Annotated in this window: 14 protein-coding genes and 3 pseudogenes; 10 read left to right on the forward strand and 7 right to left on the reverse strand. The window is 61.3% G+C overall.

Going from position 1 to position 15,835, the window contains the following annotated elements; genetic code table 11:
• The first annotated feature begins 88 nt into the window (after positions 1 to 88).
• On the forward strand, positions 89 to 1,330 hold the full coding sequence (locus tag CRO48_RS07040; protein WP_097137702.1) for an SAM-dependent methyltransferase: 1,242 nt from the start codon (positions 89 to 91) through the stop codon (positions 1,328 to 1,330).
• Positions 1,331 to 1,392: 62 nt separating this feature from the next.
• Here CRO48_RS07040 and CRO48_RS07045 read toward each other — a convergent pair whose 3' ends face one another.
• Positions 1,393 to 2,067 (reverse strand): spermidine synthase, encoded by a 675-nt coding sequence (locus CRO48_RS07045; protein ID WP_097137704.1) that lies wholly within the window; start codon positions 2,065 to 2,067, stop codon positions 1,393 to 1,395.
• A 455-nt stretch (positions 2,068 to 2,522) separates the two neighbouring features.
• Between CRO48_RS07045 and CRO48_RS07050 the strand changes: the two genes are divergently transcribed.
• Together CRO48_RS07050 and CRO48_RS07055 are read left to right on the forward strand one after the other, a co-directional pair.
• Positions 2,523 to 3,239 carry a hypothetical protein gene (locus tag CRO48_RS07050; protein ID WP_097137706.1) on the forward strand — a complete coding sequence of 239 codons (717 nt, stop codon included), beginning with the start codon at positions 2,523 to 2,525 and terminating at the stop codon, positions 3,237 to 3,239.
• A 276-nt stretch (positions 3,240 to 3,515) separates the two neighbouring features.
• On the forward strand, positions 3,516 to 3,746 hold the full coding sequence (locus CRO48_RS07055) for a DUF6429 family protein (protein WP_097137708.1): 231 nt from the start codon (positions 3,516 to 3,518) through the stop codon (positions 3,744 to 3,746).
• Positions 3,747 to 3,764: 18 nt separating this feature from the next.
• Here CRO48_RS07055 and CRO48_RS07060 read toward each other — a convergent pair whose 3' ends face one another.
• Positions 3,765 to 4,664, reverse strand: coding sequence for a LysR family transcriptional regulator (locus CRO48_RS07060; protein WP_025292361.1), 900 nt, complete (start codon positions 4,662 to 4,664; stop codon positions 3,765 to 3,767).
• 185 nt (positions 4,665 to 4,849) lie between these two features.
• Between CRO48_RS07060 and CRO48_RS07065 the strand changes: the two genes are divergently transcribed.
• The 6 genes and pseudogenes from CRO48_RS07065 to CRO48_RS31735 all read left to right on the forward strand — a co-directional run.
• On the forward strand, positions 4,850 to 6,379 hold the full coding sequence (locus tag CRO48_RS07065) for an MFS transporter (RefSeq protein WP_210201978.1): 1,530 nt from the start codon (positions 4,850 to 4,852) through the stop codon (positions 6,377 to 6,379).
• A complete protein-coding gene (locus CRO48_RS07070; protein ID WP_245423452.1) occupies positions 6,360 to 7,598 on the forward strand; it encodes an MFS transporter in 1,239 nt (412 codons plus the stop codon). The genes CRO48_RS07065 and CRO48_RS07070 overlap by 20 nt, the downstream gene beginning before the upstream one ends.
• Positions 7,595 to 8,590 (forward strand): LLM class oxidoreductase, encoded by a 996-nt coding sequence (locus tag CRO48_RS07075; protein WP_097137710.1) that lies wholly within the window; start codon positions 7,595 to 7,597, stop codon positions 8,588 to 8,590. Before CRO48_RS07070 ends, CRO48_RS07075 begins: the two co-directional genes overlap by 4 nt.
• Before the next feature lie 90 nt (positions 8,591 to 8,680).
• Entirely contained in the window at positions 8,681 to 9,571 is an 891-nt protein-coding gene (locus CRO48_RS07080) for a LysR family transcriptional regulator (RefSeq protein WP_097137712.1), read from the forward strand.
• Between the two features lie 20 nt (positions 9,572 to 9,591).
• Positions 9,592 to 10,033: pseudogene (locus tag CRO48_RS07085) on the forward strand (transposase); the annotation flags it as partial.
• Between the two features lie 90 nt (positions 10,034 to 10,123).
• Positions 10,124 to 10,294 (forward strand): annotated as a pseudogene (locus tag CRO48_RS31735) (IS3 family transposase); the annotation flags it as partial.
• A gap of 103 nt (positions 10,295 to 10,397) precedes the next feature.
• On the opposite strand, the gene CRO48_RS07090 reads toward CRO48_RS31735, so the two are convergent.
• The 5 genes from CRO48_RS07090 to CRO48_RS07110 form a co-directional block, all read right to left on the reverse strand.
• Positions 10,398 to 11,375, reverse strand: a complete 978-nt coding sequence (locus CRO48_RS07090) for a zinc-binding dehydrogenase (RefSeq protein WP_097137714.1) — start codon at positions 11,373 to 11,375, stop codon at positions 10,398 to 10,400.
• A 16-nt stretch (positions 11,376 to 11,391) separates the two neighbouring features.
• Positions 11,392 to 11,802 carry an organic hydroperoxide resistance protein gene (locus CRO48_RS07095; protein WP_025292351.1) on the reverse strand — a complete coding sequence of 137 codons (411 nt, stop codon included), beginning with the start codon at positions 11,800 to 11,802 and terminating at the stop codon, positions 11,392 to 11,394.
• 44 nt (positions 11,803 to 11,846) lie between these two features.
• Positions 11,847 to 13,271, reverse strand: coding sequence for a coniferyl aldehyde dehydrogenase (locus CRO48_RS07100; protein WP_025292350.1), 1,425 nt, complete (start codon positions 13,269 to 13,271; stop codon positions 11,847 to 11,849).
• A 174-nt stretch (positions 13,272 to 13,445) separates the two neighbouring features.
• Positions 13,446 to 14,123: a type 1 glutamine amidotransferase domain-containing protein gene (locus CRO48_RS07105; protein ID WP_025292349.1), complete on the reverse strand. Its 678-nt coding sequence runs from the start codon at positions 14,121 to 14,123 to the stop codon at positions 13,446 to 13,448.
• Between the two features lie 30 nt (positions 14,124 to 14,153).
• Positions 14,154 to 14,798, reverse strand: a complete 645-nt coding sequence (locus CRO48_RS07110) for a TetR/AcrR family transcriptional regulator (protein ID WP_025292348.1) — start codon at positions 14,796 to 14,798, stop codon at positions 14,154 to 14,156.
• Between the two features lie 66 nt (positions 14,799 to 14,864).
• Here CRO48_RS07110 and CRO48_RS07115 point away from each other — a divergent pair.
• Positions 14,865 to 15,051, forward strand: a pseudogene (locus CRO48_RS07115) (IS1595 family transposase); the annotation flags it as partial.
• Positions 15,052 to 15,835: the final 784 nt, after the last annotated feature.

Raw genomic sequence — 15,835 nt, forward strand, 5'->3', positions numbered from 1 at the left:
GTGGACGAAGCAAGTTGACCGAACCCATCGATCAGATGAGAGTTGGGCAATTGGACTTCCCGGCATTCAGCAACAACTCGAGGCGCTCATGTTTCCACTTTCGCATATGATGAAGTCCTTCATACGCAAAGGTTGTCTGACCGTCATCGACGCAGAAGGAAAGCGTCATGTTTTCAAGGGCACGCCCGGTCCGCAGGTGACGATGAGGTTGACCGACAGGAAGCTCTACCGGACATTGGTCTTTAATGCTGAGCTTGCGGCTGGCGAAGCCTACATGGATGGAACGATGCGGTTCGAGGAGGGCTCGACACTACGGGATTTCCTGACACTCTTCTCGGTCAACCGCCTCTCCCTCGGCTCCTATCCGATCCAGAAGGTCCTGCGCGCCATCAAGATGCGCTTCCGCAAGCGCCAGCAGTCGAACCGCAAGGGGCAGGCGCAACAGAACGTTGCCCACCACTACGATCTCGGCAACGAATTCTACAGGCTGTTTCTCGATGAGAACATGCTGTATTCGTGCGCCTATTTCCGGGAGCCGGGCGAAACCCTCGAGCAGGCTCAACGCAACAAGCTCCGGCTTCTTGCCAGCAAACTCGGACTGAAACCGGGAATGAAGGTGCTCGATATCGGCTGCGGCTGGGGCGACCTCGCGCTTTATCTCGCCGCGCTGGAGGATGTGGACGTTGTCGGCGTGACGCTGTCCAGCGAACAACAGGCGCTTGCCTCGCAGCGGGCCGAGACAGCCGGGCTTGCCGATCGCGTCCGTTTCGAGCTGAAGGATTATCGGGACGTCGAGGGACGCTTCGACCGCATCGTCTCCGTCGGCATGTTCGAGCATGTTGGCGTTCATCACTATGACGAATTCTTCAAGAAGCTGAATGCACTGATGCCGGATGACGGCCTGGCTGTGCTGCATTCGATCGGACACATGAGCCCGCCCGGCATGGCAAGCCCCTGGCTGCGCAAATATATTTTTCCCGGAGCTTATTCGCCGGCGCTCTCGGAAGTGTTCGAGGTCGTTGAGCGCAACAGCCTCTGGGTGACGGATCTGGAATTCCTGCGTGTTCACTACGCCACGACGCTCGCCCACTGGACCGACCGCTTCGAGGCGAACCGCGACAAGGTGATTGCACTTTACGACGAGCGCTTTGCGCGCATGTGGGAATTCTACCTGATCAGCGCGGAGATGATGTTCCGCACCGGCAGCCAGCTCGTTTTCCATATGCAGTTGTCGCGCTCTCGTGACGCCGCGCCGATTGTTCGCGACTACATTACCGACAAACAGCGTGACTATATCGAACAGGAGAAAACGCTCAGCCTGTCTGTGTGAACCGGCATTTGGGCTTTTCCCAGCGCTCCGTCGTAGGTGGCGGTTCGCGCATAACTGAAATGCTACCGCTTGGTTGCCATCCACAATACATGGCGAGCGCCACCGCGTTTTCCATTGGCGCGCACATTCACCTCGTCGGTGGCAAAGCCAACCTCCCGCAATCGACGTGTAAAAGCACTATCCGGCGCGGATGACCAGACTGCAAGCACGCCGTTCGCGCGAAGGGCAACTTTGGCGGCACGAAGACCGCTGTGGTCATAGAGGCTGTCGTTGGAGGCGCGCGTCAGCCCATCGGGACCATTGTCGACATCGAGCAAGATGGCATCGTAAGCCGTTTTCCGTGACCGGATCAGCGCGCCGACATCGCCTATTTCGATGCCGACACGCGGATCGTCGAGCGTGCCCTTGTGGAGATCTGACATCGGTCCCCGCGCCCAATCGACCACGGCCGGAACGAGTTCAGCGACCGTGACCCTGGCATCGTCTGGCAGTCCGCTGAGGGCGGCCCGCAATGTAAAGCCCATGCCGAGGCCGCCGATCAGGATGCTGGCGTTCTTCCGCCCTGCAATCCGCTCACAGCACAGCGTAGCCAGTGCCTCTTCAGAACCGCTCAGCCTGCTGTTCATCAGCTCCGTTGAGCCAAGCATGATGGAAAATTCGCTACCACGCTGCTTCAGGCGCAACTCGCCCCCATCGCCGGGAATGGTCGCGCGATCAAGCTGAATCCAGGGAAGCATCGGCGTATCTCTTTGTGTTGTGTTGTGTGGTGGGCGCCTCGTAGCATGGGCGCGGTGCTGAAAACACCAGAGTATCTGGTGGAATACCCTTGCAGGTATGCCGCAGTCGGCGAACCTGCGCTTGCCGGGGTCCTCTAAGCTTTCTGATCGTTGCCATATCGTGCTCCATACATATCGAGCACATTGCGTTGGACGCCCCCGGAGACAGTCCAAGGCACATTCCGGAGGTCGCCGGGAATAGTCAGGTCAGTTGCCGGCGCCCTTCAGAACGGCATCAACACAACCTGTGGCGGCTACTCGCCCGAAGAGGAATACGCTGAGCAACAGGGCCTACATTTTAGCACTCTCCGGTTGCGCACCGACTGCCGGTGACACTCCGAAACGTGCTAAGACGGGGTGGCAGGGGCCAAGGATGGCACCCCAGGCTGAAGCGCGGAAGCCGGAGGGAGCTGCGAATGACACGGACGTTGGTGGAGTGCCTAAGGCTCTTTAATCGGAAGGAGCGCTATTGGCTCATCCGCAACGCACTTGGCGAAAAGAACCAAGAACTGCCGCTCTCGAATTCGTTCCGAGAGCGGTTGGGCAAGGTGATCGACACCAACATCCCTGCCGACGCCTGGTGGGCGCTCGACTATCATATTGACTGGCTGTTCGGCGCGCTAGTGCTGGATCGCACGCCAGAAGACGCTGAATCGAAGCCAATCGAAAACCCCTGCGTATCCGAAGAGAACGAACCGCCCCGTCGCCTCATCCGAGGAAATCATGAGGACTTCGATTTTGTCATAGCCTTCGACCGGACTGTCGTTCTCATCGAGGCCAAGGGAGTGACCAGTTGGGGAAACGGTCAGCTGTCCAGCAAGCATCAACGACTTTGCGAATGGGAACGGTTCTCAGAACAGGTTCAGATCGGCCATAAGAAGATGGCAGAGCCACCACGCATCATCGTGGTCCTGATGTCTCCCAAGGAATCAGGCGGGCTCAGTAAGCTCGATTGGCCGAAATCCGTGAATGACAGCGGGAACGCTGCGAAGTTCCTGACGATGGATTTTACCGGCGCGCCTGAGAAGTTCCGCGTGCCAGAGCGCTGCGTCGTCAGAGATGAAAAGGCGAAAGCTGCGTTCGATGGCGATCACTGGCATCTAAAGTCCGTCTCGCGACCCCCATCTCACTGAGAACTATGCCAAAGTGCCTCGGTCGTGGCCCTTGCACGGGGCCTCGATCCCGAGATAACGGCTAGAGCCGTCAGACCCATCGGCTGAGCAGCTAAAAATCCAGCAATCTCATGAATTTAAATGGCGGGCCATGCGAGATAGCGATGAGAACTATATCTACTCCATAGCCCTCCATGACCCTATAAAATAGGCATACGCATGAAAATCGACGGTCTTCATGGTGCGGTCTCCTTCCGTCCGGTCGGGACTCACCATGAACACTGGGGTATCGGGACTATGGAAATCGACAAGAACAAAATCGACGATGCAGTCCTTGCGCTGCTCTTCCACTCACTCGGCCGGGACGGCCGGTCATGGAAGAGCTTCGATTGGGGCGCGATGAACCGAGTGCATGAGAAGAGGTTCATCAGCAATCCGTTCGGCAAGGCGAAATCCGTCGTGTTGACCGACGAGGGAATCGAGCGGTCGGAACAGCTTTTCCGGACGCTCTTCTGCAAGCCCGAATAAGACGACCGAACTGAAGTGCTATTTCCTGATCGTAACGCCGAACAGATGCTTCGCCATGAACTCGGTGAACGCAGTCAGCTTCGGTGAGGGATATCGGGTCGAGGGCCAGAGCAATCGGAACGTCCCCGCATTCGCGGTGTGCTCTTCGAGAATCTGAACCAGCCTTCCGGCCTCGATGTATCGCGCCACCACGAAATCCGGCAGGCAGGCGATGCCAATGCCCTGTTCGGCCAGAGACAGCAGCGGTTCGATAGTGCTCGCCACCAACGTCGCAGGAAGCTCAATGTCCAACGCCCCTCCATCGGCATGGAGCGGCCACCGTTCAAGTTTGCCGGTGCTCGGAAACTTGTGGTGCAGGCAGCTATGGTCCAAGAGATTGGCAGGCGTCTGCGGCGTGCCTCGGGCTTTCAAATAGCCAGGCGCAGCCACGATTTGGTGCCGGAACGTGCCGATAACACGGGTCATCAGACGCGAATCGCTGACCTCGCCGGTGCGGATCACCGCGTCGAACCCCTCATCAATGACATCCACGAGCCGATCCGTGAAATCAAGGTCCAGCTCAATCTCCGGGTAGGTGCGGACAAAAGCCCCGATTGCCGGCAGTAACAACATACCGACGAGCGGAAGGCTGACGCGCAGCTTTCCGCGTGGCGCTTCCTGGCGCTGCGACAGTTCCAACTCGGCGGCCTCGATTTCGCAGACGATGCGGCGGCAGCGTTCAAGAAACAGCACGCCCTCGGGGGTTAGCGTGATGCTGCGCGTGCTGCGATGGAAGAGGCGCACGCCGAGCCGATCTTCGAGCCGGGCGACCGCTTTGCCTATGGCGGAAGCGGACACGCCAAGCTGGCGGCCAGCAGCAACGAAACTGCGGGTTTCCGCCGCCTGCATGAACGCGCCTAGCCCGGCCATGTGATCCATCATGCCAATCTCCATTGCGGACGCATATGTCCGCTAAGAATGGAAATGTAGCCTGATTTTCTTTTCTCAGCACGTCTTTATGTTTCCGCGAAATCAAACAGTCGGACCAAGACCAATCGCCTGAAGCAATCGTCGGACTCCGCCTGGCAAACCTTTCAACTGTCCTTGCAGACGGAATCCTGACCGTGACGACAACAACCCTTGATGGATCCTCAGCCAGAAAATGGCTACTTCTGCTCTCCGCGTGCCTGACTGGCGTGCTGATCCCGCTTTGCTTCACCGGCCCGGCGGTTGTTCTGCCATCCGTGAACGAAGCGCTCGGCGGCACGGCCGTCCAGCTCAATTGGGTCATCAACGGTTATATCCTGACCTATGGCAGCGCGATGATGGCAGCGGGGAGCCTGACCGACATCTACGGCCGCAAGCGTGTCTGGCTGTCGGGGCTGGCGCTGTTCGCCGCCGCCACCATCGCCATTCCGTTTTCGCCGACCGTGATCTGGATGGATGTGTTCCGATTGATACAGGGTCTTGGAGGCGCTGCCGCATTCGCGGGGGCCATGTCGTCGCTGGCGCAGGAATATGATGGCCACGCCCGGACGCGGGTGTTCAGCTTGCTCGGCACAACCTTTGGCGTGGGTCTGGCCTTCGGCCCGCTCGCGGCTGGTGCGCTCGTGGATTCTCTGGGCTGGCAATGGGTGTTCCTGGCGACCGCCGCCATTGGCCTCCTTGGTTTCGTGATGGTTGCATGGTCGGCGCGGGAATCCCGCGATCCTAACGCCACAGGTCTGGACTGGCCGGGGGCCATCAGTTTTACGGCGGCTTTGGCCCTCTTCACCTACGCGGTGTTGCTGGCGCCGGAAGAAGGCTGGGGCAGCGCTGCGGTTGTCGGATCGCTGCTGGTCTCTGCCATTCTGTTCGCGGCTTTCATTGTCATCGAACGGCGCGTGGCGAGGCCGATGCTCGACCTGTCGCTGTTCGCTAGAGCCAAATTTGTCGGCGTGCAAATCCTCGCTGCATCGCCCGCCTTCTTCTATGTGACCCTCATCATTCTTCTGCCGGCCCGGTTCATCGGGATCGAGGGTCAGTCCGCACTCGATGCCGGGCGGCTGATGATTGCCTTGTCGGTGCCCTTGCTCGTCGTGCCTTTCTTGGCCGCCACTCTGGCCCGATGGGTAACGGCTGGCGTGCTGTCCGGCATCGGTCTCCTTATCACCGCACTTGGACTGGTGTGGCTGGCGCAGGCGCTGTCGGTGGGCAACGGCGCGTCGATCATCCTGCCGATGGCCACTATCGGCATCGGCATCGGTCTGCCCTGGGGCCTGATGGATGGTCTTGCCGTCAGCGTGGTCGAAAAGGAACGCGCCGGTATGGCGACGGGCATCTTCAACGCGGTGCGCGTTTCGGCCGATGGCGTCGCCATCGCCATCGTCGGCGCGCTGCTGGCCGGGCTGATACAGTCCGGCTTGATCAGAATGTTCTCCGCCACGGCAACAAGCCATGACGGCATGATCGAGGCGGCGAACCGTATCGCCATGGGCGACCTCGCCGGTGCCACCACGATCCTGCCTGATGTCGGACGCGCGCTGCTGGTTCAGAGCTACGACAACGCTTTCCAGATGCAGCTTTACATCCTCGCTGCGGCCAGTGTTGTGACAGCGCTGATCGTTTTCGCACTGCTCGGACGTGTCCGGACACATGACGAGGATGGCGCATGACCATCGCTTCGTCATCCTCCACGGCAAAAAAAACGATAGATCGGTCTGGCGTATGTGGGCGGCGGCGTGGATCGTCACCGCGATATTCATTCTTTCCAACTCCGCGACGCCACTCTACGTCCGCTGGCAGTCCAGCATCGACTTTTCCTCGACCATGCTGACGGCGATCTTTGCCGCATACATCCTCGGGCTTCTCCTGACTCTTCTGGTCGTCGGACAGCTATCCGACCGCTTCGGACGCAGGCCCGTCCTCGTGCCCGGCTTGGCCGCCGCGATCATAGCATGTCTGCTCTTTGCCGGCGCGCAATCGGTAATCATGTTGCTGATCGCAAGATTCCTGTCCGGCATCGCGGTCGGCGCGGCGGTGTCGGCGGGCATGGCGTCCGTCGTCGATCTGGGCGGACCGGATCGGCGGCGGCAAGCATCGTTGCTCGCTTCGGTCTCGATGGTCCTCGGCGCGGGCCTCGGCCCGCTGCTGGCCGGTAGTCTCGCGCTTGCGCTGCCCGAACCGATCCTGCCGATCTTCGGCGCCGAACTCGCGATCCTTGCCAGCGCGACGCTATTGGTATTCCTCCTGCCGCTGCGAGAGGGCACGCCCACGGCCAGCGCTGCATGGCGGCTGCGTTTGCCGAGCGTTCCACAGCCCAACCGCCGACACCTTGCCTTCGGCATCGCCGTGTTCGGGCCGGGGATCACCGCCACATCGTTCGTGCTGTCGCTCGGCCCTTCGCTGCTCTCCCGCCTGATCGGCGTGGCAAGCCCGCTGATCGCTGGCGCCATGGCCTGCGGGATGTTCCTGACGGCGACGGGCGTGCAATTCCTCGCTCGCAGCCGTCCCGTGCGCACGATCTTCCTGCTCGGCGCGAGCGCGACCGTGCTGTCCATGGTCGGGATCGGGATCGCCGTCGCGGCTTCCAGTGCCGTGGCCCTGATCGTCGCGGCGCTGCTCGCCGGTAGCGGCCAGGGTCTCGGTCAACTCGGCGGGCTGACGCTTATCGGGCTGCATGTCCCTGCCGAACGCCGCGCCGAAGCCAACGCCGTCCTCAACATCGGCGGCTATATCCCCGCCGGCCTCATGCCGATGGCGACGGGCCTGGTCATTGATCGAGCCGGACTGGCAACGGGCGCGATCTGCTTCGCCGTCGCTCTCGCAGTCATTGCCGTCGCCGGGGGCTTCTTCGTCGGCCGCAATCTGGCCGAGGCGGAGGATCAGCCATGAGCCGCCCGGAAGCGAATCTTGATTGGAAGCGGCCGGCAGGAATCGAAGATCACGCCGCATACAATCGCCTGTTCCAGCCCGGGCGGCTGACGTTCGGCTTCATGGCGCCGCTCGAAGGCTATCCATCCTCGCCGGGGCCGACGCTGCGGGATCGTACGGCAATGGTGCGGAAGGCCGACGAACTCGGCTTCTCCGCCATCTGGCTGCGTGATGTTCCGTTTCTCGACCCCGGATTTGGCGACATCGGGCAGGTCATCGACCCGATGGTGTATGCGGGCTGGCTGACAGCGCAGACGAAAAGCATCACAATCGGCACGGCAGGCATCGTGCTCCCTCTGCGCGATCCCCTGATTGTCGCCAAACAGGCGGCAAGCGTCGATCAGCTATCCCATGGTCGCTTGCTGCTCGGCGTGTCCACGGGCGACCGCCCGGCTGAATATCCGACCTTCGGACTGCCGTTCGACAACAGTGCGGAACGATTCCGCGATGCTCTGTCCATGATCCGGGCGTCCACGGAAAGCGACTTCGGCATCTTTCAGTCACAGCACTATGGTCGTCTCGACGGCAGCCTCAACCTTGTGCCCAAGCCGGTCGGCGCGCGCCTGCCGCTGATCGCGATTGGTCGGGCCGGCCAAGACATCGCCTGGCTTGCCGCCAACATGGACGGCTGGATTTGGCACCTAAGCGATTTCGGGCGGCTCCCGGAGGTCATCGGCAGATGGCGTGCAGCCACACCGGACGCCGTCTTCAAACCTTACGGATATGGCACCTTCTTCGATCTCGACTCTGACCCCAATGCCTCGTTGCAGTTCGTGCGAGGCATCCGCATCGGTCGCCGCGCGCTGGTTGAACTATGGAAACGGCAACAGGACGAAGGTGTCTCCCATGTCGCCCTTAATCTCAAACCACTCCGGCGACCAATGGATGAAGTGCTCGACGAGTTGGCCGAGCACGTTCTTCCCCATTTCCCGGCGGCGGCGATTGGGCCATGACCCATGCGTCGCCGGCAAGTTCATAAGCGGGGTAGCGTAAAGCAGCCGACGACGATCGAGCATACGCTTTTGCGTTGCGGGCGCTTTCCAATGGTCGCCCTGATCCAGACATTGGCCGTAGCCGAGTGTCTCAGCTTCCATCGCGCAGCGCGAATGCTCAGCACCAGCCAGTCGAGTGTCAGCCAGCGGATCAGGGCGCTTGAGGAAGACCTTGGCGTCGTTCTTTTCGATCGCAACACGCGCGGCGTCCGGCTGACCGAAGCAGGTCGCCATTTTGTCGATCAGATCAGTGATGCCCTCGGTATAATCGACTTCGCAATTATTACAGCCGGGATGCAGGCGCGCGGCGAGGAAGGCAACCTACGCATCGGGGTCCATGCCCTCACGCCGGGTTGCTTCCTCGACCGTCTGTTCGAGCATTTCCACACCGAGCATCCGTGCATTCGCCTGGACATCGCCGAATGCACGGCGCGCGAAGCCCAGATCATGTTGCGTGAAAGCAGGCTGGATCTCGCCTTCATGGCCTGCACCCACGAAATCCACGACCTCAGCTCCCGAGTAATCTGGCGCGACCGTCTGATGGTCGCCCTGTCGGCCGGGCATCCGCTGGCAGCACTATCGGAAGTGGGATGGCGGCAACTTGCACAGGAAACATTTCTCATCCGCTATAGCGGCACAGGACCGCAGGTTCTCGATCTGATCCTGCTACGCTCCGCCGGAAAATGGCCGACACCGGCAATCCGCCGCGTCGATGTGGGCCGCAGCGCACTCTTGTCGATGATCGCAGCCGGGCATGGTGTCTCGCTCTTCGCCGAGGAAGGCGCAGCCTTCAACATGGCGAACGTCGTCTTCCTGCCGGTCCACGACGAGCCTGACGCCATCGCCTTCTCGGCCGTCTGGTTGCCCGGAAATCGCGATCCCGCGATCGTCAAGTTGCTTGCTCTGGCGATGGAGACAAACCGACACAGCACGCAGGGCTAATTCGTAGCCCGGCCGCTGGCCACCTGCTCAGGAACAGCATGAGCTTTGCGTCATGGAAGGAACGCAAGCCGATCGCGAGCGCGCTGCGCGCTGTCTATCGTGCCGAGACGGCCGAGACCGGCCTGGCGGCGCTCGACGCGTTCGAGGCCGGCCATTGGGGCAAGCGGCATCCGGCGATCGCCCAGAGCTGGCGGCGTCACTGGGACCAGGTGATCCCGTTCTTCACCTTCCCGCAAGGCGTGCGCCGGATCATCTACACCACCAACGCGATCGAGGCGCTCAACTCGAAGCTGCGCCGTGCCGTGCGAACCCGCGGCCACCTCCCCGGTGACGATGCCGCGATGAAGCTACTATACCTCCGTCCTCAACAAGGCGGCCGAGGAATGGAAACGGCCGCCGCGCGAGTGGTCGGAGGCAAAAACCCAGTTCGCCGTGATCTTCGGCGAACGGTTCGTCATCTGATGACGATAACCGGCCCCGCGCACAAAATTACTGATAGTCCCATCCGTAGGATAACGCCAAGGCCGAGAGCTTCGTGAAACGCTCAAGGTCGGGGCTGTCTATCCGATGGCCTACGAGATTTTCGAAGACATCACTGCCGACCTTACGCGCTTCATCGATCAGGGCTACAACGCCAGCCGATTGCACTCTGCGCTCGGCTATCTCAGTCCGCAGCAGTTCGAGGATCAACACGCCCGGCTCACAGTCAAATCCGTAGCCTGATCCTGTCTACCCGCAGGGGCGCACTCCAGAACTGGGCTACGACAGCGGCTTGACCAGCGTTGCCTCAGATCCACTCTTTTGCACTTCCCGGCCCTCAACTCGCTTACGGCCTCAGCAAGACCTTGCCTTTACGGGCCGGCTGCAAGCTGGCCGCAGCGGCCTGGGCGGCATCGGCGAGGTCGTAGACGGCCTCCACTGGCAGCAGCAGCTCACCGGCCAGCGTACGCTGCAAGAGTTCACCCACCAGGCGACGTTTGTCGTCCGCCGACATGGCCAGGCTAACCTTGCTGCCCCAGAAGCCCTTGACCGTGGCCTGCTTGAAGATGAGCGAGCCGGAGTCGATTTGCATCGGCTCTCCAGCCATCGTGCCGAAGGAAACGAGTGTCCCGCCTTCGCCCAGCAATCCCAACAACGCCGCGCTGGCGGCGCCACCAATGGAATCGATTCCCGCGCGCGCCAGCCCGGAGCCAAGAATGGCGCGGGCAATTTCCTGCCACTCGGGCTGCGCGGTGGAAACGACATGATCAATGCCCAGGGCCGCCAGTTCATCCACACCAGCATCACGGCGCACCAGATTGAGCACATTTATTCCACGCGCGGCGGCCAGCATCGCCAAGGTTTTGCCGACCGCACCATTGGCCGCGTTCTGGACGATCCACTGACCCTGGTCGACCTCGAGGAACTCCAGCAGCATCAACGCGCTCAGGGGCATGGCAATGAGCTGCGCCGCGGTTTCGTCCGGGATGGCTTCCGGCATCGGTACCAGCAGCCGTGCGGGGGCAAGGAAATATTCTGCCCAGGTGCCATGCACCGAAGCAACAGCTACCCGCTGGCCGTTGGAGACGCCTTCGACGTCATCGCCAAGCGCATCTACGATGCCAACCGCCTCGCTGCCGCCAATTGCGGGGAGTTCCGGCCTATAGCCGTAGCGGCCCCGGATCGTCCACAGGTCGTGGTTGTGAATCGGCGCAAGCGTGGTCTTGACGCGGACTTCGCCTGGTCCGGGTTGCGGTATCGGACGGTCGCCGAGTTCGAGGACTTCGGCGGGTTCGCCGAATGCAGTATGGATGGCGCTGCGCATGCTGGTTTTCTCCTGTTCAGGCTACGGATACGTGCAGGCGCACCTCGATGTTGCCGCGCGTGGCATTTGAATACGGGCACACCTGGTGGGTGGCTTCCACCAGCTTGCGTGCGGCCGATTGGTCCAGTCCATGGACTTCCACATGCAAGTCCACGTCCAGCGCGTAACCGCCGGCGGCGGTCTGGCCAATGCCCACTTCCACCGAGGTGCGTGTGGCGGTCGGCGCCAGTCCCAATTGCTTGGCGGCCACGGGCAATGCGTTGTCGAAGCAGGCGGCGTAGCCCATCGCAAAAAGCTGCTCGGGGTTGGCTCCGGTCTTGCCGGAGCCGGGCATGGCCATGTCCAGTGCGAGGCTGCCGTCGTCCAGCGCGGTACGGCCGGAACGGCCGCCGGTGGCGGTAGCGCGGGTTTTGTAGAAAATCTTCATGATTGGCTCCTGTTGAACGAGAACGACGACACAAAGCGAGTGCGTTATGCCTTGCCAGCGAGCAGGGCCCGCGCTTGCGCCAGCGCATCGGCATATGGCGCGCGCAAGCGAAGATTGGACGCGCCATCGGCACTTTGCACCACCACCGCCTTGGCGTGGCTGAAACGTCGGAAGCCGTGAATGCCGTGGTACGCTCCTATGCCAGACGGACCCACGCCGCCGAAGGGCACGCTCTCGACCACGGCATGCGTCATCACATCGTTGATGACCGCCGCGCCGGAAGTCGTGCTTTCGAGAAACGCTTGCTGCTTTGCCGGGTCATTGCCGAAGTAATAGGCCGCGAGCGGGCGCGGATGCGCGTTGATGTAATCAAGCGCCTGCTGCGGGTCATGGTAGGTCAGCACCGGCAGGACAGGGCCGAAGATTTCTTCCTGCATCACCTGCATGTCTTCCTGCGGATTGAGCACCAGGGTCGGGGCGAGCTTGCGCGTGCGTGCGTCAGTATGCGGTTCACCCGCAGGCTCCAGCCCTACCACGCTGGCACCCCTGGCGCGGGCGTCGTCCAGCAGGCCGATCAGGCGGCGGTAGTGGCGGTCGCTGACGATGGAGGTGTAGTCCGGGTTGTCATGCAGCGTCGGCAATGTGCGGGCGACAAAGGTACGAGCGTGCTCCACGAAAGCGTCGCGCGCCGTTTCTGGCAGAAGCACATAATCCGGCGCGATGCAGATCTGACCGACGTTGAAGGTCTTGACCGTCAGTACACGCGCAGCGGCGGTAGCTATGTCAGCATCCGTGTCAATGAAAACGGGTGACTTCCCGCCCAGCTCCAGCGTCACCGGGACCAGGTTTTCAGCGGCCGCCCTCATGACGTGGCGACCCACGGCCGTACTACCGGTGAAGATCAGATGATCGAACGGCAACGCGCTGAACGCCTGGCCCGTTTCGGCATCGCCCAGCACCACCTCCAGTTCCAGTGGGTCGAAGTAGCGTGCGACGAGTTGTGCCAGCAGTTCGGATGTGCGGGGCGTCAACTCCGAGGGCTTAAGCAGCGCACGATTGCCTGCTGAAAAGACGCCCGCCAGAGGGCTGAACGCCAGGTTGATCGGGAAATTCCAGGGGCTAATGATGCCCACTACGCCTAACGGCTGATATTGTACGCGCGCTTGCATCCCAGGGCCGGGAGCATCTTGCTCACCCGGCTGCATCCAAGTTTCCAGATGCTCGCTGGCATGGCGAAGTGCAGCAACCGACGACAGCACGTCCGCCAGCAGGCTTTGGTAAGGGCTACGATGTCCGTAGTCGGCGCTGATGGCATCAGCCAGTTCATCGTGGTGTGTGATCAGCAGTTCCGCGGCACGTTGCAAACGGTCACGTCGCAATTCGGCGCTGGCCGGGCCACCGGCCAGGTGCGCCTGTTTCATCCGCGCGACCTTGGCGTTCAGCGCGGCAGAAATATCTGAAGTATTCATGGCGGATTTCCTGAGTGAATGACCATCCCGAAGCCGGTGGCAAGCCGCCTCCGGTAGGAACGAATGTGCCCATGACGGCTCGCTGCGGCAGCAGAGCAGCCTGGATCGCTTTGGCAGAGGGAGAGCGACTGGCGCGCGTTAGCGCCGGTCGGTCGGCACGACGCCAGGCCGGCCTCAGCCGAGTAGGCTGAGGAGTGCGCGGGCGACTCCTTCGGAACTGGCCGGATTCTGGCCGGTCACCAGATGACCCTCAACGACAACATGCGGGTGCCAGTCCGGGCCCTTCTCGTAAAGGCCACCTTGGCGCTTGAATTCATCCTCGATCAGGAATGGTACGATCTCGGTCAGTTCGACCGCCGCTTCCTCGCCATTGGTGAATCCGGTGACCTTGCGACCGGCAACGAAGGGGCGACCATCGGCCTGATGCGCCTTGGTCAGCGCGCCCGGCGCGTGGCAGACCAGACCGAGCGGCTTGCGCGCGCGATCCTGAGTCTCGATCAACGCTATCGACACCGGGTCGTTGGTCAGATCCCACAGCGGGCCATGGCCACCGGGGTAAAACACGGCATCGAAATCGGACACTGCCACCTCGGCCAGTTTTCCGGTGTTGGCCAGCTCCGCCTGCGCCTGAGGATCGGCCTTGAAGCGGGCGGTCAAATCGGTCTGGAACTCGGGCAGATCGCTCTTTGGATCCAGCGGGGGTTGGCCACCCTTGGGGGATACCAAGGTGATCTGAGCACCGGCGTCCTTGAACACATAATAAGGAGCGGCGAATTCCTCGAGCCAGAAGCCGGTCTTGTGACCAGTATCACCGAGTTGGTCATGGGAAGTCAGTACGAACAAGATCTTCATAAGAATCATCCTTCGATGGGTTAGAATCAATTACGTGATCGGAACATTTGGGGGCGTTTGATCACAGGCGAGCAGGGTTTCCGTGGCAATCAGGGCCTGATGTAGTGGCATCCTGTTCTGGCTGAGTTTGGTGAGTAGCGCGGCACCCAGCCACATCTGGTACAGCATTCGCGCCAGCGCAGGTGACGGCGCACCATCGGGCACTGAGCCGTCTTCGCGGGCTTCGTCGATCAATGCGGCAATTCTCGCCAGCAACTGTTGAACGCCCGCATCGAGCACGCGGCGCATGTCTTCGGATAGGTCAGCCACCTCTGCGGCGAGCTTCACCACCAGACAATCATCGGCCCACCCTTGCACCGGATTGGCCGAATCAGATGAACTGGTCGGATCGGCGATCCAGGCATTCCAGTACCGCATAAGACTTTCACGTCCATTGCCTGTCTCCGCGAGCAGGCGAGCAAGCTTTTCAATGTATTCGTCAACGTACTGTTGCAATAGCGCGCAGCCAAAGGCCTCCTTCGACGCAAAGTAGTGATAGAACGACCCTTTAGGGACGCCACATTCCTTGAGGATTTCCATCAGGCCCATTGCAGCGAACCCCCTGTGCAGCACGAGCCGATACCCCGTGTCGAGGATATGTTGCCTGGTAACTTGAGCTTTTTTGGTCAGGTTCATGGGTGTAGCTATACATAGAAATAAACCGGTCGTCTAGTGCCATGGAAATCGCCGTCCAACCGGAATGGCACGAGCTATCAGGCAGCCTGGCGAATGAAGCACAAGCTGATGCAGGCCATGGAGGAACAGAAAGCAGGACGGGATGCTCGGCGGCGTGATGCAACTGGACGATGCCTATCTGGGCGGGGAGCGCAACAGCGCCAAGGCAGGCCAGGGATCGGAGAACAAGCGCCCCTTCGCGATCACGGTAGAGACCACGCAAGACGGTCGGTTACAGCAGGCGGTGATTGATCCTGCCGACTTCACCAAGCCGTCAGCCGACCTAGGTGTTCAGTCCCGGAGTGTGATGGAATCAGTCAATCCGGCTCCGCATTCCAGGAGGGATTATGGGCCAGATACTCCATGGCAGGGCCACGACTACGCACGCCATCCGAGCGGCAATACAGCGATCGAAGGCTCCGCTCAAAGAGCTAGCGGCGAGGTATGGCCTCAACCGGAAGACGGTCGGCGATCGGCCTCGGCCAATTCAAGTCGCCGTGCTTCTCGCTTTTCCTCTCACTCGAAAATCTGACGTGCTCGTTCTCTGAAAACACCAAAATCTGCCGCCAAGGCGGAGAACGTCTCACCAGCGCGACGGCGTTTCAAAATCTCCTGGTTCCGCTTCTCTGTCATCGCGACAGTTGAACCTCCGATCATTCCGATAACATTCCAACTCTATTCGCGCCTCTCAGCAATTCAAGCGGCGATCAGGATGTCAAGACTTACGGCTTTCCGGCCTTCCGTATCTTGATCCGGCCCATGTGCCCGGCCTCCGCTCCGCTCTGGCCGGGCGGGTTGCTTGGGGGCGCTGCCCCCTGGCGCGGCACAAGGGCGGACGGGCGGTATCCCCAGCCTTCCGCGCGGATATGTGCTGCGCACCTTCGTCATGACTTCGATCCGCTTGTGCAGGCCGGGTGATCCCCCTCCGCCCGTCCGCCCTTGCGCCTTGCACCCCCCGGTCTCGGCGACGGCCAGGGTTGCAGCGCAGCGCTGCGCTC

The organism is Rhizobium subbaraonis, from assembly GCF_900220975.1.
Lineage (GTDB): Bacteria > Pseudomonadota > Alphaproteobacteria > Rhizobiales > Rhizobiaceae > Mycoplana > Mycoplana subbaraonis.